General features: G+C 56.2%; 21 protein-coding genes and 1 riboswitch. Of the genes, 13 read left to right on the top strand and 8 right to left on the bottom strand.

Going from position 1 to position 20,715, the window contains the following annotated elements; all coding sequences use genetic code 11:
- Positions 1-36 precede the first annotated feature (36 nt).
- The gene (gene pgl, locus DFO56_RS02525) at positions 37-1,032 is read left to right on the top strand and encodes a 6-phosphogluconolactonase (RefSeq protein ID WP_020457085.1); all 996 of its coding nucleotides are present in this window, start codon (positions 37-39) and stop codon (positions 1,030-1,032) included.
- A gap of 61 nt (positions 1,033-1,093) precedes the next feature.
- Here pgl and DFO56_RS02520 read toward each other — a convergent pair whose 3' ends face one another.
- The 3 genes from DFO56_RS02520 to bioA form a co-directional block, all read right to left on the bottom strand.
- Positions 1,094-2,377 carry a putative acyl-CoA thioester hydrolase gene (locus tag DFO56_RS02520; protein ID WP_045514004.1) on the bottom strand — a complete coding sequence of 428 codons (1,284 nt, stop codon included), beginning with the start codon at positions 2,375-2,377 and terminating at the stop codon, positions 1,094-1,096.
- A 113-nt stretch (positions 2,378-2,490) separates the two neighbouring features.
- Positions 2,491-2,967, bottom strand: coding sequence for a kinase inhibitor (locus DFO56_RS02515; RefSeq protein WP_045514006.1), 477 nt, complete (start codon positions 2,965-2,967; stop codon positions 2,491-2,493).
- A 58-nt stretch (positions 2,968-3,025) separates the two neighbouring features.
- On the bottom strand, positions 3,026-4,312 hold the full coding sequence (gene bioA / locus DFO56_RS02510) for an adenosylmethionine--8-amino-7-oxononanoate transaminase (RefSeq protein ID WP_045514009.1): 1,287 nt from the start codon (positions 4,310-4,312) through the stop codon (positions 3,026-3,028).
- A gap of 86 nt (positions 4,313-4,398) precedes the next feature.
- Here bioA and bioB point away from each other — a divergent pair, with 86 nt between their 5' ends.
- Genes bioB through bioD form a run of 4 tightly spaced genes read left to right on the top strand, consistent with a single transcriptional unit; the run spans position 4,399 to position 8,041 of the window.
- Positions 4,399-5,439, top strand: a complete 1,041-nt coding sequence (bioB, locus tag DFO56_RS02505) for a biotin synthase BioB (protein WP_045514012.1) — start codon at positions 4,399-4,401, stop codon at positions 5,437-5,439.
- Entirely contained in the window at positions 5,436-6,590 is a 1,155-nt protein-coding gene (gene bioF / locus DFO56_RS02500; protein ID WP_045514015.1) for an 8-amino-7-oxononanoate synthase, read from the top strand. Before bioB ends, bioF begins: the two co-directional genes overlap by 4 nt.
- Positions 6,577-7,326 carry a malonyl-ACP O-methyltransferase BioC gene (gene bioC / locus DFO56_RS02495; protein WP_045514017.1) on the top strand — a complete coding sequence of 250 codons (750 nt, stop codon included), beginning with the start codon at positions 6,577-6,579 and terminating at the stop codon, positions 7,324-7,326. The genes bioF and bioC overlap by 14 nt, the downstream gene beginning before the upstream one ends.
- A complete protein-coding gene (gene bioD, locus DFO56_RS02490; protein WP_045514021.1) occupies positions 7,319-8,041 on the top strand; it encodes a dethiobiotin synthase in 723 nt (240 codons plus the stop codon). Before bioC ends, bioD begins: the two co-directional genes overlap by 8 nt.
- Here bioD and DFO56_RS02485 read toward each other — a convergent pair.
- Complete coding sequence (locus DFO56_RS02485; protein WP_044489598.1) at positions 7,983-8,705, bottom strand: ABC transporter ATP-binding protein; 723 nt, start codon at positions 8,703-8,705, stop codon at positions 7,983-7,985. The two genes, bioD and DFO56_RS02485, sit on opposite strands and share 59 nt — an antisense overlap.
- A 752-nt stretch (positions 8,706-9,457) precedes the next feature.
- Between DFO56_RS02485 and uvrB the strand changes: the two genes are divergently transcribed.
- The gene (gene uvrB, locus DFO56_RS02475) at positions 9,458-11,479 is read left to right on the top strand and encodes an excinuclease ABC subunit UvrB (RefSeq protein ID WP_020457094.1); all 2,022 of its coding nucleotides are present in this window, start codon (positions 9,458-9,460) and stop codon (positions 11,477-11,479) included.
- A 213-nt stretch (positions 11,480-11,692) separates the two neighbouring features.
- Here uvrB and pmrB read toward each other — a convergent pair whose 3' ends face one another.
- From pmrB to yvcK, 4 genes are all read right to left on the bottom strand, one after another.
- Entirely contained in the window at positions 11,693-12,778 is a 1,086-nt protein-coding gene (gene pmrB, locus DFO56_RS02470; protein ID WP_045514024.1) for a two-component system sensor histidine kinase PmrB, read from the bottom strand.
- A gap of 3 nt (positions 12,779-12,781) precedes the next feature.
- A complete protein-coding gene (gene pmrA / locus DFO56_RS02465) occupies positions 12,782-13,453 on the bottom strand; it encodes a two-component system response regulator PmrA (protein WP_020457097.1) in 672 nt (223 codons plus the stop codon).
- On the bottom strand, positions 13,450-15,093 hold the full coding sequence (gene eptA, locus DFO56_RS02460; protein ID WP_045514027.1) for a phosphoethanolamine transferase EptA: 1,644 nt from the start codon (positions 15,091-15,093) through the stop codon (positions 13,450-13,452). The genes pmrA and eptA overlap by 4 nt, the downstream gene beginning before the upstream one ends.
- Positions 15,094-15,202: 109 nt before the next feature.
- A complete protein-coding gene (gene yvcK, locus DFO56_RS02455; protein WP_020457099.1) occupies positions 15,203-16,111 on the bottom strand; it encodes a uridine diphosphate-N-acetylglucosamine-binding protein YvcK in 909 nt (302 codons plus the stop codon).
- A gap of 226 nt (positions 16,112-16,337) precedes the next feature.
- Positions 16,338-16,483, top strand: a riboswitch (molybdenum cofactor riboswitch).
- Between yvcK and moaA the strand changes: the two genes are divergently transcribed.
- The 7 genes from moaA (at position 16,471) to DFO56_RS02420 (ending at position 20,713) form a co-directional block, all read left to right on the top strand.
- Positions 16,471-17,460, top strand: a complete 990-nt coding sequence (gene moaA / locus DFO56_RS02450) for a GTP 3',8-cyclase MoaA (protein WP_045514030.1) — start codon at positions 16,471-16,473, stop codon at positions 17,458-17,460. It overlaps the preceding riboswitch by 13 nt.
- A 17-nt stretch (positions 17,461-17,477) precedes the next feature.
- The gene (gene moaB, locus DFO56_RS02445) at positions 17,478-17,990 is read left to right on the top strand and encodes a molybdenum cofactor biosynthesis protein B (RefSeq protein ID WP_045514033.1); all 513 of its coding nucleotides are present in this window, start codon (positions 17,478-17,480) and stop codon (positions 17,988-17,990) included.
- A gap of 3 nt (positions 17,991-17,993) precedes the next feature.
- Positions 17,994-18,479, top strand: coding sequence for a cyclic pyranopterin monophosphate synthase MoaC (moaC, locus tag DFO56_RS02440; RefSeq protein WP_045514037.1), 486 nt, complete (start codon positions 17,994-17,996; stop codon positions 18,477-18,479).
- Positions 18,472-18,717 carry a molybdopterin synthase sulfur carrier subunit gene (gene moaD / locus DFO56_RS02435; RefSeq protein ID WP_045514041.1) on the top strand — a complete coding sequence of 82 codons (246 nt, stop codon included), beginning with the start codon at positions 18,472-18,474 and terminating at the stop codon, positions 18,715-18,717. Before moaC ends, moaD begins: the two co-directional genes overlap by 8 nt.
- A 1-nt stretch (position 18,718) precedes the next feature.
- Positions 18,719-19,171 (top strand): molybdopterin synthase catalytic subunit MoaE, encoded by a 453-nt coding sequence (gene moaE, locus DFO56_RS02430; RefSeq protein ID WP_020457103.1) that lies wholly within the window; start codon positions 18,719-18,721, stop codon positions 19,169-19,171.
- A 57-nt stretch (positions 19,172-19,228) separates the two neighbouring features.
- Positions 19,229-19,936, top strand: coding sequence for a Bax inhibitor-1/YccA family protein (locus tag DFO56_RS02425; protein ID WP_017455996.1), 708 nt, complete (start codon positions 19,229-19,231; stop codon positions 19,934-19,936).
- Positions 19,937-20,011: 75 nt separating this feature from the next.
- On the top strand, positions 20,012-20,713 hold the full coding sequence (locus DFO56_RS02420; RefSeq protein ID WP_045514044.1) for a Bax inhibitor-1 family protein: 702 nt from the start codon (positions 20,012-20,014) through the stop codon (positions 20,711-20,713).
- Positions 20,714-20,715: the final 2 nt, after the last annotated feature.

The following is a 20,715-nucleotide window of genomic DNA, read 5'->3' as shown; positions in this document are numbered from 1 at the left end:
CTTAATGCAAAAAAGAATTAGAGGAGAGGAGCGTTCATGAAACAAACCGTTTATACCGCCAGCCCGGAAAGCCAGCAGATCCACGTCTGGCGCCTGAACTCTGAAGGTAGCCTGACGCTTGTCCAGGTGGTGGATGTGCCCGGCCAGGTGCAGCCGATGGTTGTCAGCCCGGATAAACGTTACCTCTATGTCGGGGTTCGCCCTGAATTTCGCGTTATCGCGTATCGTATCGCGCCGGATGATGGCGCCCTGACTTTCGCGGCGGAATCGCCGCTGCCGGGCAGCCCGACGCATATCTCAACCGATCGCAGCGGGCGCTTCCTGTTCAGCGCGTCCTACAACGCGGGCAGTGTGAGCGTCGTCCGTCTGGACGATGGCCTGCCGACCGGGACGGTTGACGTGGTGGAAGGGCTGGAAGGGTGCCACTCGGCGAATATCTCCCCGGACAACCGCACTCTATGGACACCGGCACTGAAACAGGATCGCATCTGCCTGTTTACGCTGGCCGATGACGGCAATCTGACGGCGCAGGAGCCAGCGGAGGTCACCACCGTTGAGGGCGCTGGCCCGCGTCATATGGTGTTTCATCCGAACCAGCGTTTTGCCTACTGCGTCAATGAACTCAACGGTTCAGTCGATGTCTGGCAGCTCAGCGATGCGCATGGCAACATCGAGTGTGTGCAGACGCTGGATATGATGCCTGCGGATTTCAGCGACACGCGCTGGGCGGCGGATATTCATATCACGCCGGATGGTCGCCATCTTTATACCTGCGACCGTACCGCCAGCATTATCACCGTGTTCAGCGTTTCGGAAGATGGTAGCGTGCTGGCGATCGAAGGCTTCCAGCCAACGGAAACGCAGCCGCGCGGCTTCAATATTGATAATCGCGGTCAATACCTGATTGCCGCCGGGCAGAAATCGCACCACATTGCGGTGTACGAGATCAGCGGCGAGCAAGGGTTGCTGACCGAGAAATCCCGCTATGCGGTAGGTCAGGGGCCAATGTGGGTGGTGGTTAACGCGTTCTGATGCTGCATGTCGCGCATAAAAAAACCTCGCCACGGCGAGGTTTTTTCTTATCAGGAGCGGCTTATTTCTTCGGCATCGCCACAACCTGGCTACCAACGCCGCGGTTGTTGAACTCCCACATGCGGTTGAACTGCGGGTTGTTCAGCTCGCGCTGCACGTTGCCTTTATCGTCAACGGTTCCGGTGTTACCGGAATAAGCACGGCCGGAAACAGCGGCATCGGTCCACGGTTTCGCCACGTTAAAGCCTTCGTTGATTACGCTATCGCGGATCACCACCTGGCCGTTGGTGTTGCCATCAACATCCAGTGAACGACCGAGCTGTGCCACACCGTTACCGGCGGCGTTAAAGCGGCTGTTGACGGCGAGGAAACCGTAATACAGGTTAGACAGGGTGGCTGGTGCGAACACATAACCTTCCTGCTGGGTGCGCGAGTTCACTACGCGGAAGTCAGTGTTATCAAACACCACCGCGCCGCGACCGGCCACGATATCGACATCGCCTTCAAGATAGCTGTTGGTCACCAGCGTACGGGTCTGGCGATCGGTACGCAGGGTGTTATCTACGCCGCTGTTGGTAACAAAGAAGGTGTTCTGGCGACCCAGAATATTGACGTTGTTGATCTGCACTTTATCGCCATCGCTGCGCAGCGCCACCGCCTGGTGGTTACCCGCGTCAACGCTGTCACCCAGCGTATTTTCAATGGTCAGGTTTTGCAGTTGCAGGCCGTTATTCTGTGACCAGAAGACCGCAGAACACATTACGCCGACAGTTGCGGTACGTTTGCTCTGGCAGTTATCGAACATATACCACGCCGGTTTGCCCGGCATGTATTTGCCCGACGGATTGACCAGACGACGCCAGCTGTTCGGGTCCATTTCGGCATCAATAGCCTGTTTGATTTTCACATCCAGCGCTTTCTCGCCGGTACCGTAAATGGTCACGCTGCCGGACGCGGCAGGCACATAAACCGTACCTTCATATTCACCCGGCATCACCGCGATGTACTGACGATCGCTGGCGTGTTTGTTGATTGCCGCGTCTACCGCTGCCTGAATGGTGGTATGTGTCACACCCGGCGTACCGGCCGGGCCGACCACGAAGTTCGCTTTTTCCGGCAGACGGATGGCGACCGGTTTCCATGCCGCGTTATCCGGCGTCATGGCGGTAAAATAGCGGTCCGCTACAAAGTTTTTCGCTTCACCTGCGCTGAGGATCGGGCGCGCGGCGGTGCCAGGCGCTTTCTGTTCAGACGGACGTTCCGCCGGCGGGGTTGAGCTACAGGCGGTCAGTGTCACGCCAAAAGCGAGCGCCAGCGCCAGACGGGAAACCGATGATGTGTTCAAGGGGAGCTCCAGACTATGCAAAAGTTGAAAGAGGACTTCAAAGCCTGCTTTTTTATACTAAGTTGAGCGAAACGGGAAGCCGATTTGTACAATCGGCTGTAAATCCCTTCTTTTTAGCTAAAAAGGGCAGTAATTGAGGCGCTGGAAAGCGTATGGAAATGGACGTTAAAACCGACCATCGCGCCGCTGGCATTTTCATCGACCTCAATGCGCTCTACGTCCAGCGCATAGACGGTAAAGATATAACGGTGCGTTTCGCCTTTCGGCGGTGCGGCACCGCCGTAACCGGCTTTGCCGAAATCGGTGCGTGTCTGCACTGCGCCATCCGGCAATGCCGCCAGACCGGAACCGGCGCCTTGCGGCAGCACGCGTGTATCAGCGGGAAGGTTCGCAACTACCCAGTGCCACCAGCCGGAGCCGGTTGGTGCATCCGGATCGTAGCAAGTCACAACAAAACTTTTGGTGCCGGCAGGTACCTCATCCCACGCCAGATGCGGGGAGATATTGTCGCCGTCGTAGCCCATACCGTTGAACACCTGGCGATGCGGCAGCTTTTCGCCGTCGCGTAAATCATGGCTGACCAACTTCATATGCACTCCTTCTGCTTTTCATGCGTGCCGGGAAGTGTAGCCGATCCCCGGCAAAACCTCAGGCAAAAAGGTCATCGCGCAGCACGGCGGCATTGACGGCGCGGGTCAGACGGGAGAGCTGCTCCGGGGTGATGATATAGGGCGGCATCAGGTAGATAAGCCGGCCAAACGGGCGTACCCATACGCCTTGTTCAACAAAGAAGCGTTGTAGGGCCGCCATATTAACTGGCGAACGGGTTTCCACCACGCCGATGGCTCCCAGCACGCGCACATCGGCGACATTGGCCGCTTCGCGCGCGGGTGCCAGCTCCGCGTTTAACTGCGCTTCAATCGCCGCCACCTGCGTTTGCCACGCGCCACTTTGCAAAATCCCGAGACTGGCGTTGGCGGCCGCGCAGGCCAGCGGGTTGCCCATAAACGTTGGCCCGTGCATAAAGCAGCCTGCTTCACCGTTGCTGATGGTCTCTGCCACGTTGCGGGTGGTGAGCGTTGCCGAAAGCGTCATTGTGCCGCCGGTCAGCGCTTTGCCAAGACACAGAATGTCCGGGGCGATCCCGGCATGTTCGCAGGCAAACAGCTTGCCGGTGCGACCAAAACCGGTGGCGATTTCATCGGCAATCAACAGAATGCCTTCCCGGTCGCACATCTTGCGCACTCGCTTAAGCCACTCCGGGTGATAGATACGCATGCCGCCCGCGCCCTGAACAATAGGTTCGAGGATCACTGCTGCTATTTCGTGGCGATGCGCCGCCATCAGGCGTGCGAAGGCCACCATGTCACGCTCGTCCCATTCGCCGTCAAAGCGGCTTTGCGGCGCGGGCGCAAACAGGTTTTCCGGCAAATAGCCTTTCCACAGGCTGTGCATGGAGTTATCCGGATCGCAGACCGACATCGCGCCAAACGTGTCGCCGTGATAGCCGTTACGGAAGGTGAGAAAACGCTGTCGCGGCTCGCCTTTCGCCTGCCAGTATTGCAGCGCCATCTTCATTGCCACTTCCACCGCCACGGAGCCGGAATCGGCCAGAAAGACGCACTCCAGCGCTTCTGGTGTCATCGCCACCAGCTTGCGGCACAGGTCAATCGCTGGCGGGTGAGTGATGCCGCCAAACATCACGTGGGATACCGAATCGATTTGCGCTTTCATCGCTGCGTTAATTACCGGGTGCCCGTAGCCGTGAATTGCCGCCCACCAGGAGGACATGCCGTCAATCAGATGTTCGCCGCTGCTGAGTATCAGCTCGCAACCTTGTGCGGACTGCACCGGGTAAACCGGCAGCGGGGAGGTCATGGAGGTGTAAGGGTGCCAGATATGTCGCGTGTCAAAGGCGAGATCGTCCAGGGTCATAATCGACTTGTAAACCAAATTAAAAAGTTTTAGGTTTACGAGTCTACACCGAATAACGATTTTACAACACCCTTTGGAGATGCCCGATGGCTCACCACGCACGCTGGACAATGTCGCAAGTGACCGCGCTGTTTGAAAAACCCCTCCTTGAACTGCTGTTTGAAGCGCAGCAGGTTCACCGCCAGCATTTCGATCCGCGCCAGGTTCAGGTCAGCACCTTGCTGTCGATTAAAACCGGTGCCTGCCCGGAAGATTGCAAATACTGCCCGCAGAGCGCGCGGTATAAAACCGGGCTGGAGTCCGAACGGTTAATGGAAGTTGAACAGGTGCTGGAATCCGCCCGCCAGGCGAAACGCGCGGGATCGACGCGTTTCTGCATGGGCGCGGCGTGGAAAAACCCGCACGATCGCGATATGCCCTACCTCGAAAAAATGGTCGAAGGGGTAAAAGCGCTGGGGCTGGAAGCCTGCATGACGCTCGGCACGCTCAACGAAAATCAGGCGCAACGCCTGGCTTCAGCGGGTCTGGATTACTACAACCACAACCTTGATACCTCGCCGGAGTTTTACGGCAATATCATCACCACGCGCACCTATCAGGAGCGCCTCGATACGCTGGATAAAGTGCGCGACGCGGGCATCAAAGTTTGCTCTGGCGGCATTGTTGGTCTTGGTGAAACGGTCAACGATCGCGCCGGTCTGTTATTGCAACTGGCGAACCTGCCAACACCGCCGGAAAGCGTGCCGATCAATATGCTGGTCAAAGTAAAAGGGACGCCGCTGGCGGATAACGAGGACGTCGACGCCTTTGACTTTATCCGCACCATTGCGGTTGCGCGCATCATGATGCCGACTTCGCATGTGCGTCTTTCTGCCGGGCGCGAGCAGATGAACGAGCAGACTCAGGCGATGTGCTTTATGGCCGGGGCGAACTCCATTTTCTACGGCTGCAAGCTGCTTACCACGCCGAACCCGGAAGAGGATAAAGATCTGCAACTGTTCCGTAAGCTCGGCCTGAACCCGCAGCAGACGGCGGTGCTGAACGGCGACAACGAGCAACAGCAGCAGCTTGAGCAACAGTTGTTACACGCCGATACCGACCAGTATTACAACGCGGCAGCCGTATGAGCTGGCAACAGCGTATTGATGCCGCTCTGGATGAGCGTCGCGCGGCAGATGCGCTGCGCACAAGGCGTGCCGTCTCGCAGGGCGCGGGGCGCTGGCTCACACTTGGCGAGCAGCGCTTTTGCAACTTCTCCAGTAATGATTACCTCGGTTTAAGCCAACATCCTGCCGTGATCCGCGCCTGGCAACAGGGCGCGGAACGTTATGGCGTGGGTAGCGGTGGCTCCGGTCATGTCAGCGGCTACACCACCGCGCACCGGGAACTGGAGGAGGCGCTGGCCGACTGGCTTGGTTACTCGCGCGCGTTGCTGTTTATCTCTGGTTTTGCCGCTAATCAGGCGGTCATTGCTGCGCTGACGGGCAAAGAGGACAGGATTGTCGCTGACAAATTAAGCCACGCATCACTGCTGGAAGCCGCCAGCCACAGCCCGGCGCAGCTGCGGCGTTTCGCGCATAACGATATCGGGCAACTGACCACGCTGCTGGCAAAACCGCTTGCCGGGCAGCAACTGGTGGTGACCGAGGGCGTCTTCAGCATGGATGGCGACAGTGCACCGCTGGTGGCGGTTGCTGATGCCACGCGGGAAGCGCGGGCCTGGTTGATGGTGGATGATGCCCACGGCATTGGCGTGGTGGGCGAGCAGGGGCGCGGCAGTTGTCACCTGCAGGGCATCAAGCCGCACGTGCTGGTGGTGACCTTCGGCAAAGGCTTTGGCGTCAGTGGTGCGGCGGTGTTGTGCAGTGACACGGTGGCGGATTACCTGCTGCAATTTGCCCGCCACCTGATTTACAGCACCTCGATGCCTCCCGCACAGGCGGTGGCGCTTGGCGCGGCATTGCAGGTTATTCGTAGCGACGAGGGGAAAGCGCGGCGTGAAAAACTGGCGGCGCTGATTGCCCATTTTCGTCACAGTGTGGCATATGAATCCGTCACGATGACGGATTCCACCAGCGCAATCCAGCCACTGATTGTGGGTGAAAATAGCCGCGCATTGCGGCTGGCTGAACGCTTGCGTCAGCGCGGCTGTTGGGTGACAGCGATTCGCCCGCCCACCGTACCGCCGGGCACAGCGCGGTTACGCCTGACGCTGACGGCAGAGCACCAGTTCGATGATATCGACCGTTTGCTGGAGGCTTTGCATGACGGTGAATAAACAGGCGGTCGCCGCTGCTTTTGGCCGCGCGGCGCACAGTTATACTCAGCACGACGAATTGCAGCGCCGGAGCGCCGATCTGCTGTTATCTAAGTTGGGCGCTGTCACGCCTGCTCAGGTGCTGGACGCCGGTTGTGGGCCCGGCGTAATGAGCCGCTACTGGCGCGGGCAGGGCGGTGAGGTAACGGCGTTGGATCTCTCGGCGAATATGCTCGATGAGGCGCGCCGTCAGCACAGCGCGCAGCGCTATGTCAGAGGCGATATTGAGGCCATGCCGCTGGCGGATGCGCAATTTTCACTGGTCTGGAGCAACCTGGCGGTGCAGTGGTGTGATGATTTGCGCCAGGCTGTCGGGGAGTTGTATCGCGTGACTCAACCCGGCGGTTGTGTTGCTTTTACGACACTGGTCGCGGCATCACTGCCGGAGCTGAACCAGGCGTGGCGCGCGATTGACGACCATCCGCACGCCAACCGTTTTTTAACCTTGCCAGCTATCGGACAGGCTTTGCGTGGCTGGCGGCTGCGCAGTGGCGTCGAGACGATAACCTTGCACTTTGACGATGCCACTGCGGCGCTGCGTTCGCTAAAAGGTATTGGCGCAACACATTTACACGCGGGCAGGCAGCAGGGGCTGACACGCGGCAAACTGCAACGCTTGCAGCTGGCCTGGCCGCAACAGCAGGGCAAATGCCCGCTGACTTACCATCTTTTTTGGGGAGTGATCGCCCGTGATTGAACGCTATTTTGTGACCGGTACGGATACGGAAGTCGGGAAAACTGTCGCCAGCTGCGCGCTTTTGCAGGCGGCAAATCTGCGTGGTTTACGCAGCGCGGGTTATAAACCGGTGGCTTCCGGGAGTGAGATGACCGCAGACGGGTTACGCAACAGCGATGCGCTGGCGCTGCAGCACCACAGCAGCCTGCCGATGGCGTATAAGACCGTCAATCCGTATACCTTCGCAGAACCCACATCACCGCATATTGTGAGTGCCGATGTGGGTGAACCCATTGATGCGCGGGTGATGTCCGCCGGGCTACGCGCGCTGGAAACACAGGCGGAGTGGCTATTGGTGGAAGGGGCGGGGGGCTGGTTTACGCCGCTTTCAGAGACGCTCACTTTCGCCGACTGGGTGGTGCAGGAGCAGTTGCCGGTGATTCTGGTCGTTGGTGTAAAACTTGGCTGTATCAACCATGCCATGTTAACCGCACAAGCGGTGCGTCAGGCGGGGTTACGGCTGGCGGGCTGGATTGCTAACGATGTGGTGCAGCCGGGAAGGCGACACCCGGAGTATCTGGCAACGCTTCGGCGCGTGATGCAGGCTCCGCTGATTGGCGAAATTCCCTGGTTTGCCCACGCACCGGAAAAAGAAAAAACGGGTCATTATCTTGATCTCAGTGTCCTGACTCCGGTGTCATCCACTTTGAGAGCAGTGGATCATCAAGCAGTTTAACGTCGCCCTGCGCGACATTGCGCCCGCGGTGCAGCAGGCAGAAACGGTCGGCGACCCGGCGAATAAATGATAAGTGCTGTTCAGCCAACAAAATGGTCATGCCAAACTCCTGGTTGAGCCGCACGATCAAATTGCCCAGTTTATGAATAAAAGCCTGCCCAAGACCGCGCGTTGGCTCATCCAGGATCAACAGCCGTGGGTGCGTAACCAGCGCCCGCGCCATCGCCAGTTGTTGTTGGTTATCTTCTGACAACTCCGCGCCACGTACCTGGCGCAGCTCATACAGTTCAGGGAACAAATCGTAAATATCCCGCCGCACTGCGCTGCCCGGTTCACTGCCGGCGCGCATCGCGACATGCAGATTTTCCTCAATGGTGAGTTGCGAAAAAATCCGCCTGTCCTGCGGCACATAGCTGATGCCGATGGCGCTGCGGTGTTCGGCTTGCAAAGAGAGCAAGTCGCGCGGCGGTGCGCCCGCTTCCTGCCAAATCATGCTGCCGCTTTCAATGGGTAAATAGCCGGTGATGCAATTCACCAGTGTCGTCTTGCCCATGCCTGGCAACCCAATAACTGATGTGCAGACCCCGGGGGATAAATCGAGGTCGACATTCCACAATGTATGCTGATTACCGTAATACTGGTTTACTGCCCGTAAGCTCAACATTGTCCGCTCCTTGTTTCGGCTCTGATGACTTTGATGATTCTGCAAAAGGCTTGCCAGAACATAAAAAAGGCTTTTTTTTCGGATGCCGCTGAGAAAAGTGGCTTTTAAAACGTGAGGAGGGAAGAAGCCAGGTAAAAATTCTGCACTTTGCCAGTGCTTGCAGTGTTGAGTTGTGGTGCAGTAATGGCTGGATTTGTGAGAACGATCTCATGCGGATCCTGCGTTTCGTTTGCCGATAATTATCAAAAAGAAAAGATAAAAAATTTTTAGCGGCGCCCGCCTGGGACTAAATGGGATTTGGCGGGAAGGCGAGGTATCCGGCCTGGCGGCAGTTATCCACTATTCCTGTGGATAACCTTGTGTATTAGAGTTAGAAAACATGCGGCAAGCGAGAGAGGACGCGGGTTGCGCCTGAATTGGTGTTAAACACGTCTTTTTAAGATTATTTTTAATAATCAAAAGGTTATATAAAAGCAATGCCTGTAAGAAAAGTGTCACCCGCTGCCACAAAACTTTCAAAGGCTCGCTTGACAAATGTTAAAAGAGGAAAAATTTTGGGGATAACCTGAAAGGGTTAGTGTTTTATCTTGTCCGCGCTGAAATTTGAGGGGAGAAGCGGTGCCCTAACGGGGAGTAGTACAGATTGCCTGTTTTGCTACTGTTTTTTCATCCAGTGTTATTTATTGGCAAAAGTGAACAGGGTGAGTAAAATGTGTTACCTGCCCGCTCATTCCTTCATCAGGTAGCCGTTCATGAGTAAACCGTTCAAACTGAATTCCGCTTTTCGTCCTTCCGGCGATCAGCCTGAAGCTATCCGCCGCCTCAAGGAAGGTCTGGAAGACGGCCTGGCGCACCAGACGCTGCTCGGGGTGACGGGTTCAGGGAAGACATTCACCGTCGCCAATGTGATTGCCGATCTCCAGCGCCCGACAATGGTGCTGGCACCGAACAAAACGCTGGCCGCGCAGCTGTATGGTGAAATGAAAGAGTTCTTCCCGGAGAACGCGGTTGAGTACTTCGTCTCTTACTACGACTACTACCAGCCGGAAGCGTATGTGCCAAGTTCTGACACTTTTATCGAAAAAGATGCCTCGGTGAACGAGCATATCGAGCAGATGCGTCTGTCAGCGACGAAGGCGCTGCTGGAGCGTCGCGATGTGATTGTGGTGGCCTCCGTTTCCGCGATCTACGGTCTGGGCGATCCGGATCTCTACCTGAAAATGATGCTGCACCTGACTAAGGGCATGATCATCGATCAACGCGCGATCCTGCGTCGTCTGGCGGAGCTGCAATATACCCGCAACGATCAGGCGTTCCAGCGCGGCACTTTTCGCGTACGCGGCGAAGTTATCGATGTCTTCCCGGCGGAATCTGATGATCTGGCGCTGCGTATCGAATTATTCGATGAAGAAGTTGAGCGCCTGTCGCTGTTCGATCCGCTGACCGGCCATATTGAGTCGGGCATCCAGCGCTTCACCATCTACCCAAAAACGCACTATGTGACGCCGCGCGAGCGGATCGTGCAGGCGATGGAGGAGATCAAAGTTGAACTGGCGGAACGTCGTAAAACGCTGCTGGAAAACAATAAACTGCTGGAAGAGCAGCGGCTCAGCCAGCGTACGCAGTTCGATCTGGAGATGATGAACGAGCTGGGCTACTGCTCGGGGATTGAAAACTACTCGCGCTATCTTTCCGGGCGCGGGCCGGGCGAGCCGCCGCCGACGCTGTTCGACTACCTGCCAGCTGATGGGCTGCTGGTAATCGATGAATCCCACGTGACCATTCCGCAGATCGGCGGGATGTATCGCGGCGACCGCGCGCGTAAAGAGACGCTGGTGGAGTACGGTTTCCGCCTGCCGTCGGCGCTGGATAACCGACCGTTAAAATTTGAAGAGTTTGAAGCGCTGGCACCGCAGTCGATTTATGTATCGGCGACACCGGGCAATTACGAGCTGGAGAAATCGGGTAGCGAAGTGATTGATCAGGTGGTGCGCCCGACAGGGCTGCTCGATCCGGTAATTGAAGTGCGTCCGGTGGCGACTCAGGTGGACGATTTGCTCTCTGAAATTCGCCAGCGCGCCGCGATTAACGAACGTGTTCTGGTGACGACGCTGACCAAACGCATGGCGGAAGATCTCACCGAATATCTGGAAGAGCATGGCGAGCGGGTGCGTTATCTGCACTCGGATATCGACACCGTTGAACGTATGGAGATTATCCGCGATTTGCGCCTTGGCGAGTTCGATGTGCTGGTCGGTATCAACTTGCTGCGTGAGGGGCTGGATATGCCGGAAGTCTCGCTGGTGGCGATTCTGGATGCCGACAAAGAGGGCTTCCTGCGTTCTGAGCGCTCACTTATCCAGACGATTGGCCGTGCCGCACGTAACATCAACGGTAAAGCGATTCTGTATGGCGACAAGATCACACCGTCGATGGCGAAAGCGATTGGCGAAACCGAGCGTCGTCGTGAGAAACAGCAGCGCTATAACGAAGAACACGGTATTACGCCACAGGGTCTGAACAAGAAAGTGGTGGATATTCTGGCGCTTGGCGAAGGGCTGGCGAAGACGCGCGCGAAAGGCCGTGGTAAAACGCGCACGCCCGCGCAGGTGGAAGCGGCTGAACTGGCGCTCTCGCCGAAAGCGCTGCAGCAGAAAATCCACGAACTGGAAGGTCAGATGATGCAGCATGCGCAAAATCTGGAGTTCGAAGAAGCGGCGAAAGTACGCGACCAGTTGCACCAGTTGCGCGATCTGTTTATTGCCGCATCCTGAAATCCGTGCGATGACATGACAGCACAAAATAACAAAAAAGAGAGCCTGTCCGGGCTCTCTTAATGTTGGCTTAACCTACGCCTGACACACTGCCCACCGGTATTCTGGAGGGCAATCTGATGCAACAATTTAAGGTTCGTGAGTTTTTCGCTGTCGCTTTCGCGCTGGCGTTAGTGATTGTTTTTGCCCGTCTGTGGGTGCTGACCTACTGATTTATGCCTGGCGGGCGCCGGGGAGAAATTTTACCCACGCCCGTACGCCACATTGCGTCAGCCGGTTGTGCAAAAAGAACTGCGCGTCATGCAGTTGCGCGATACGCGACACAATGCTTAATCCCAGGCCCGCGCCGCCATAGCGGCTGTCCATACGCACGAAGGCTTTACTGAGCTCTCCGCTGCGACTTTCATCAATGCCCGGCCCTTCATCTTCCACCGCCAGTACCGGTGCGGCAGCGTTTTCGATACGTACGGTAATGGCCGATCCTGCCGGGCTATAGCGGTGGGCGTTCTCCACCAGGTTTCTCACCAGCAGCCGCAGCAGCGTGGCGTCACCGGCAACCGCAATGTCCCTTTCTGGCTCTGCAATTTCCAGCGTCTGTTCGCGCGCGGTCAGCATCTGTTCCAGTTCACTGCGCATGGGTTGCACCACATCCTGCAACAGCATCACCTGCTGGTAACTCCCTGCGGAGAAAGACTGCCCGACGCGCGCCAGCAGTAATAGCTGGGCAATGTTTTCCGTCATTTGCTCAAGGCGCTGCACCAGCGGGTCGACGTTGATGCCGCTGGTTTTCGCCATCAATTCCAGATGCAGACGTAACCCCGCCAGCGGCGTGCGCAGCTCATGGGCAACGTCGGCGGTAAACAGCCGCTCCCTGTCGAGGGTTAGCGTCAGGCGGGAGACCAGCTCGTTAATCGATGAGGTAACCGCTTCCACTTCGCTGACGCTGTTGTTGAGCGTGATGGGTTGCAGGTTGTTCGGTGTGCGTTTATTCAGCTCTTCCTGCAGCTCAAGCAGCGGACGGGTAATGGCTTTCACCGCCTGCATACAGAGCAGCAGCGCCAGCCCGATGATCAACAGGCTTGGCACCAGCAGGCTGGCCACTGCTTCGCGGACTTCATGCTCGATATGTTTGCGGTTGTTGTGATTATGAATGGCTGCCTGCACCAGCAGCTGGATTTGCTCTTCGCTTTCATGCCACAGCCAGAACACGCTGACCAACTGGCAAAACACCAGAATGCCACCGATGGTGAGTAACAAACGGCGGCGCATGCTCCAGCGCCTGAAATTGAAGAGCGCCATCAATCAGCTCCGTTCCTGCGGTTGTACCAGCATATAGCCAAACCCGCGCACGGTACGGATACGCGATTTACCGATTTTGTCGCGTAAATTATGGATATGCACTTCCAGCGTATTCGTCGACGGTTCGTTATCCCAGTTGTAAATATCGTTATAGAGGATCTCCCGGTGTACCGGGCTTTCGGCTTTCAGCATCAGGCGCGACAGCAGGGCGTACTCTTTTGGCGTCAGCTCCAGCAACTGGTTATCCAGCCACGCCTGGCGGCGGGTCACATTCAGCGTCAGATTACCGTGGCTGATTTCGTTATCGCCCTGATTATTATGACGGCGCAGCAGCGCGCGAATGCGGGCGTTCAGCTCGTCCAGCGCAAAGGGTTTGACTAGGTAGTCGTCTGCACCGGTATCCAGCCCTGCCACGCGATCTTCAAGCGTATCGCGGGCGGTGAGGATCAATACCGGCAACGTATATTTTTCGCGGCGCAGCCGGGTGAGCAGATGCAAACCGTCTTCATCCGGCAGACCCAAATCGAGCACCAGCAGGCTGTAATGGCCGTTTGCCAGACACAGCGCAGCTTCATGCGCGGTAGAGACGCCATCGCAGGCGTACCCTTCGCTTTGCATCGCCAGAATCAACCCCTGCAACAGCAGAGCATCATCTTCAACCACCAGAATCTTCATTTCAACTGCCCCCGGCACGCGGTTAAAAGATCGTCTTCAGCACGGTACTCTTTCGTGCTGACACCCAGTATACCCAACATCGTCGGGAAGAGGTTGTCCTGTGAAACTGCCTTCTCCCGCGCATTTTTTTGCAGACACTGACTGTTCACGCCATAACGCGTTTGATACTCCTGCGACAGCCAAATCAGCAGCGGAACATGTTTTTGTGTTTCCGGCGCAATGGAGTACGGCAGGCCGTGCAAGTAAACGCCATTTTCGCCAAGCGACTCACCGTGATCGGAGAGATAAACCAGGCTGGTGGTGAATTTATCCTGCTTCGATTGCAGCAATTTTATTGCTTTATCAACAATATAATCGACGTACAAAATGGTGTTGTCGTAGGTATTGATCAACTGCTGCTGTGAGCAGGTCTGAATTTCATTGGTATCGCAGGTCGGCGTAAATTTACGGAACTGCGCCGGGTAGCGGTTGTAATACGTCGGCCCGTGGCTGCCGATGGTGTGTAATACAATCACCCCGTCACCCTGCAATTTATCGATATAACTGGCGAGATCGTGGAATAAGATCTCATCCTGGCATTCGCCTTTAATACAGTAATCCGGCAAGTTTAATTGCGTCATATCCTGATGCGGAACACGATCGCATGCGCCTTTACAGCCACCGTCGTTCTCATTCCACAGCACGTTAATTCCCGCACGTTGGATAATATCCAGCAACCCTTCCTGATGCGCCGCCAGTTGATCGTCATAATGGGCGCGTGTCATACCGGAGAACATGCACGGTACGGAGACGGCGGTCGCCGTCCCACAGGAAGCGGTGTTCTGAAAGTAAATAACATTATCCTGTTTTAACAACGGGTTGGTTTCACGCTCATACCCGCCGAGTGAAAAGTTCGCCGCACGCGAAGTTTCACCCAGCACCAGAATTGTGAGGTTTTTGTGCGGACCGCGCTGCATTTCCGGGCGTTGACGCGCATCTTCGCCAATTCTCACCAGCGGCAGATTGGCGGTGCGGTTATGGGAATACCACGACAGTGAAGCCGTAATGGAGTTTGACGGGCTGAGTGTTTTCACCAGCTCTTTATTATTGCGAAACAGCGAGGCGTAATCTTTATAAAACAGCAGCGCCACCGCCACGATAACCAGCACAGAAATAATAATGCTGGCAACGCGCAACATTACGCTGCGTAACGCGGAGCGGGCGGGTTTTATTTTAATCCACCAGGCGATAACCACGGCCAGAATGCCGGTCAGCAGCAGCGTCAGCACCAGTTTGGTCGACAGCAGGGCGAAACTTTCCGCCGGCGTGGTGTCGAGAATATTGGTGATCATTGAACGGTCGATAATAATGCCAAACGTCGAAATGAAATACTGCGCCGCCGAACTCACCAGCACAAAGAGTGAGATAACCAGGCGGTCAAGACGCACAAACGACGCCAGAGACAACACAATATTAATGACGCTGAAAGCAACCAGTGGCATGGAAAGGAAAACCAGCCAGCTATGCAATGAGTTCACCGGCAATAAAGTGAATGCCTGATGATAAAACGCAATATTCAGGCCCAGCGCAATATAAGCGGCGAAGAGCAGAAGAAAATGGAGGCGGCTTAAAGTTGGCCGACGAAGGTGAAGCATACGCATACTCTGATCCTGCAATGAAAGTAGCGCTATGCTGACAGCCGATTTTTAAGACAACCTTAAGAAATTAAGCAAAGCACTGGCGGGAGAAAAAATTCCCGCCGTCCGCCTCTTAACCCAAATGTTGCACCGCTTTTTCCAGCGCGACGCGCAGCAGATGCCGGTCGTGGCGGTAGGGAATATCGCTGGCTTCCAGCACTTCCTGAATAATTAACCGATCGCTAACGGCTTGCGTGTCGACTTTCGGGCCAACAATGGCGGCATCGATAATTTTTTTACCGACGTACTGCTCCATAATCGCCAGTTTGTCTGCCAGCGTCAGGCTGGCGGCGGCCGGGCTGAGTTCTTTACCAAGGTTGCCAATGTAAACGACCGGCGCGGGTGTACGGCGTAACGCCTGTGCCAGATCGTCGAGCAGCAGCAGCGGCAGCAGGCTGGTGTAAAAGCTGCCTGGGCCGATGATAATCAAATCCGCTTCTGCGATTGCCTGTACTGCTTCGCGAGTGGCATGCACCTTCGGAAACAGCATTAACTCCTGGATTGGCGCGTGAAGCTGGTCAATGTTGACCTCGCCATAAACCTGATGCCCTTCACTGTCTGTCGCCATTAAATCGACGGGTTGCTCAGACATCGGGATCAAAAACGCGTCCACCTTTAATAAATTGCGAATTAAATTGATCGCTTCCAGAGGCCGCACACTCAGGTGATCGAGCGCCTTTAACATTAAATTTCCGAGGTTATGCCCGGAAAGTTCGCCGTTACCGCTAAAACGGTACTCAAACATCGCCGAGGCTACACTCGGTTCCGTGATGAGCTGGTTTAAACAATTACGCATATCGCCCCAGGCTATTCCGCCTTCAGAGCGGCGAATACGCCCGGTTGAGCCGCCATTATCGGTGGTGGTGACAATGCCGGTAAGTCGCGATCCCAACGAGGCAAGCGAAGACATCACACGCCCGAGGCCATGCCCGCCGCCGAGGGCGACAACACGATCCAGGTCTGCAAGTGTGCGATTACGCATAATGGTTCCTTATCAAAATTTACCGCGCTACGTTAGCCTAAATACCACCAAAAGACGATGCCGCGCAGGAAGGAAAATGACACATATCAAAGCAAAAAGGCGATTTTCGCGTACTCTGTAGCGAAAGTGCATGATCATGACGCTATGTATCTGTTTATATAGCGATGATCGTGATAGCGAAAGCCCGACGTTCGCGCTACTATCGCTTAAGCAATTTTAGCGTTACTGACAAAACATACACTCAAGCCTAAGCAACCTAACTCTCACGACATGGTGCTTTGGCCGTAGCAAAACCGAACGGTTCTGCTGCCAGGGTGCAGAAAGAAATGACTGCATCTCCCGTACTTGGAAAGGTGTACATGGCCTCACAACTTACCGATGCGTTCGCGCGTAAGTTCTATTACTTGCGTTTGTCGATCACCGATGTGTGCAATTTCCGTTGCACCTACTGTCTGCCCGACGGCTATAAGCCGAGCGGCGTCAACAATAATGGCTTCCTGAGCGTCGAAGAAATTCGCCGGGTGACGCGTGCGTTTAGCGCGATGGGCACGGAGAAAGTGCGCCTGACCGGCGGGGAGCCCTCCCTGCGCCGCGATTTTACCGACATCATTGCGGCGGTGCGTGAAAACAGCGCTATCCGACAAATCGCCGTCACTACCAATGGCTACCGCCTTGCACGTGACGCGGCCCAGTGGCGCAAGGCGGGGCTTACCGCCATCAACGTCAGCGTCGACAGTCTCGATGCGCGGCAATTTCACGCCATTACCGGACAGGATAAATTCCGCCAGGTGATGGACGGTATCGATGCCGCCTTCAGCGCCGGGTTTGCTAAAGTCAAAGTCAACACCGTGCTGATGCGCGATGTGAACCATCATCAGCTCGACACCTTTCTGGCGTGGATCAAATCGCGTCCCATCCAGCTACGCTTTATTGAACTGATGGAAACCGGCGAGGGCAGCGAGCTTTTTCGCAACCACCATATCTCCGGCATGGTGCTGCGCGATGAGCTACTTAAACGCGGCTGGATCCACCAGTTGCGCCAGCGCAGCGACGGCCCGGCACAGGTTTTCTGCCACCCGGATTACGAGGGGGAGATCGGCCTTATCATGCCGTATGAAAAAGATTTCTGCGCCAGTTGCAACCGTCTGCGCGTCTCCTCGACCGGTAAACTGCATCTGTGCCTGTTTGGCGATGGCGGCGTGAATCTGCGCGATCTGCTGCAAGACGATGCGCAGCAGGCGATGCTTGAACAGCGTATTGCGGTGGCGTTAACGCACAAAAAGCAGACGCACTTCCTGCATCAGGGCAATACAGGCATTACGCAAAACCTTTCATACATCGGCGGTTAAACCGCAAGGAGAATGACATGAGCCAGGTCAGCGCTGAGTTTATCCCGGTCAGGCTAGCTATTTTGACGGTCTCCAGCCGTCGCGGTGAAGAAGACGATACATCCGGTCACTGGCTGCGCGACGCCGCGCATGAAGCCGGTCATCAACTGGTCGATAAAGCCATCGTCAAAGAGAACCGTTACGCCATTCGCGCCCAGGTTTCCGCGTGGATCGCAAGCGATGATGTGCAAGTCGTATTGATCACCGGCGGCACCGGTTTGACGGAAGGCGACCAGGTGCCGGAAGCGTTATTGCCGCTGTTCGACCGTGAAGTCGAAGGGTTTGGCGAAGTGTTCCGCATGCTCTCGTTTGAAGAGATCGGCACCGCGACGCTGCAATCCCGCGCTGTCGCCGGTATAGCGAATAAGACGTTGATTTTTGCCATGCCCGGTTCGACCAAAGCCTGCCGCACCGCATGGGACAATATTATTGCGCCGCAGCTGGATGCGCGTACGCGCCCGTGTAATTTCTATCCCCATCTTAAGAAATAAGTTATGTCACAACTGACCCATATTAACGCCGACGGCGAAGCGCATATGGTGGATGTCTCCGCCAAAGCGGAAACCGTCCGTGAAGCGCGCGCTGAAGCGTTTGTCACCATGCTGCCGCAAACGCTGGCGATGATCGTCGACGGTAGCCACCATAAAGGCGATGTCTTTGCCACTGCGCGTATCGCCGGGATCCAAGCGGCGAAACGCACCTGGGAGCTGATCCCCCTGTGCCACCCGCTATTGTTGAGCAAAGTCGAAGTGCAGTTGCAGGCCGAGCCGGAACATAATCGCGTACGTATCGAAGCCGTATGCCGCCTGAGTGGCAAAACCGGTGTGGAGATGGAAGCGCTGACCGCCGCTTCGGTGGCCGCGTTAACTATTTACGATATGTGCAAAGCGGTACAAAAAGATATGGTGATTGGCCCGGTGCGCCTGCTGGCGAAAAGCGGCGGCAAATCGGGTGATTTCAGGGCGGATAGCAATGATTAAAGTCCTTTTTTTCGCGCAGGTGCGCGAACTGGTTGGCTGCGACAGCACCACCATTGAAACGTCTTTTAGCTCTGTGGAAGCGCTGCGCCAGCATCTGGCCGCACAGGGCGAGCGCTGGGCGCTGGCGCTGGAAGAGGGCAAATTGCTGGCGGCGGTGAATCAGACGCTGGTCAGTTTTGACCATCCGTTGCAAAGCGGCGATGAAGTCGCTTTCTTCCCGCCGGTCACCGGGGGCTGAAATGAGCGAAACGCGAATTTGCGTCGATCATGCGACGTTCAGCGTCGGCGATGAATACGCCTGGCTGGCGGCGTGCGATGAAGACGGCGCGGTAGTGACGTTTACCGGTAAAGTGCGCAATCACAATTTAGGTGACAGCGTCAGTGCGTTAACGCTGGAGCACTATCCGGGTATGACGGAAAAATCGCTGGCGGAGATCGTTGATGAAGCGCGCAGCCGTTGGCCGCTCGGGCGTGTCACCGTATATCACCGTGTGGGCGAATTGTGGCCGGGCGACGAAATTGTCTTTGTTGGTGTGGCCAGCGCGCACCGCAGCAGCGCGTTTGACGCCGGACAATTCATTATGGATTACCTGAAAACCCGCGCGCCGTTCTGGAAACGAGAGGCGACGCCGGAAGGCGATCGCTGGGTGGAAGCCCGCGACAGCGACCAGCAGGCGGCGAAACGTTGGTAATCCGTTGAGCAGGGATGTGTTAACCTTAAAAGGCTAACCCATCAATCTGGAGTGATTATGGACCGTTTCCCTCGTTCTGATTCAATTGTTCAGCACAGCCGTACCGGCTTACAAACGTATATGGCGCAGGTATATGGCTGGATGACCTGCGGCCTGCTGCTGACGGCGTTTGTCGCCTGGTACGCCGCGCGCAGCGAAGCCATCATGTCGTTCGTCTTTTCCAGCCAGATAACCTTCTTTGGCCTGGTGATTGCGCAACTGGCGGTGGTGTTTGTGCTCTCCGGGCTGATTCATAAGTTGAGCGCCGGGCTGGCAACCACGCTGTTTATGCTCTATTCGGCGTTAACCGGGCTAACAATTTCCAGTATTTTGCTGGTCTACACCGCGCAATCTATCGCCGCCACCTTTGTCGTCACCGCCGGGATGTTTGGCGCGATGAGCCTGTATGGTTACACCACCAAACGCGATCTCAGCGGCCTCGGCAGCATGCTGTTTATGGGGCTGATTGGTATTCTGCTGGCCTCACTGGTCAACTTCTGGCTGAAAAGTGAAGCGCTGATGTGGGCAGTAACTTATATCGGGGTGGTGATTTTCGTTGGTCTGACCGCCTACGACACGCAGAAGCTGAAAAATATCGGTCAGCAAATCGATGTTCGCGACGCGTCGCAGCTGCGTAAATCCTCCATTCTCGGCGCGCTGACGCTGTACCTCGACTTCATCAACCTGTTCCTGATGCTGTTGCGTATTTTCGGCAACCGCCGTTAATATCCCGCTTCACGATCCCGGCATTTGCCGGGATTTTTTTGCCTTGCGGACAGCCGCTATTCAGGGAGGAACCCGTTGAAACCCTTTGGCTGGATCCAGCCTGCACAGGTCGCGCCTGCAGAGCTGATGGTCAATATTTGCTTATGGCTGGCGGCAGGAATGGCGCTGAGTATCGCGACGGCCTGGCTGGTGCTGGATGTCATGGCGATCCGCGCGTTTACCGAACACAGCGCGATTATTGTGCTGCTGGTGATCCTCTGGTTTGTCGCCGCCCTGGTGCTCAACGTTCTTTTTGACCGCTTCAATACCTGGCTGGCGTTAGCCGGTCTGGCGCTGATGAGTATCCTCTCGGGCTTGTTGCTCGCCAGCCTGTTTCCGCTCGCCGGGATTATCGTCCATCTGGCGATTACCGGCGGCATGTATCTGCTTGGCGCAGCGATTGCCCATTTTGCCGGTTCATCCCTGCGCGGCAGCGGTTACTACTGGCTGATGGCGCTGGCAGGTTTGTTGCTGGCGATAGCCGTAAACAGCCTGCGTCACAGCGGTCTGTTACTGTGGTTCGGTAGCATAATGGCGGTGCTGTTCTTTAGCGCCGTGAGCGCATACAAAAGCAAGTCCATCGCCGTAAGCGCGCGCGAGCTCTACGCCCGCGAATTTACCACCGTGCAGAGCAGTGCGATCCGTGGCGCACTGGCTATCTGGCTTGGGGTCATCACCGCGTTTTTCAGAACGCTGGAACTGCTGTCGTATCTCTTACCTGGCACCAGCTCGCGCTAAAA

This window comes from Kosakonia sp. AG348, from assembly GCF_003337365.1.
Classification (GTDB): domain Bacteria; phylum Pseudomonadota; class Gammaproteobacteria; order Enterobacterales; family Enterobacteriaceae; genus Kosakonia.
Note: the sequence above shows the minus strand (reverse complement) of the source record. Positions and strands in the feature narration are given on the sequence as shown.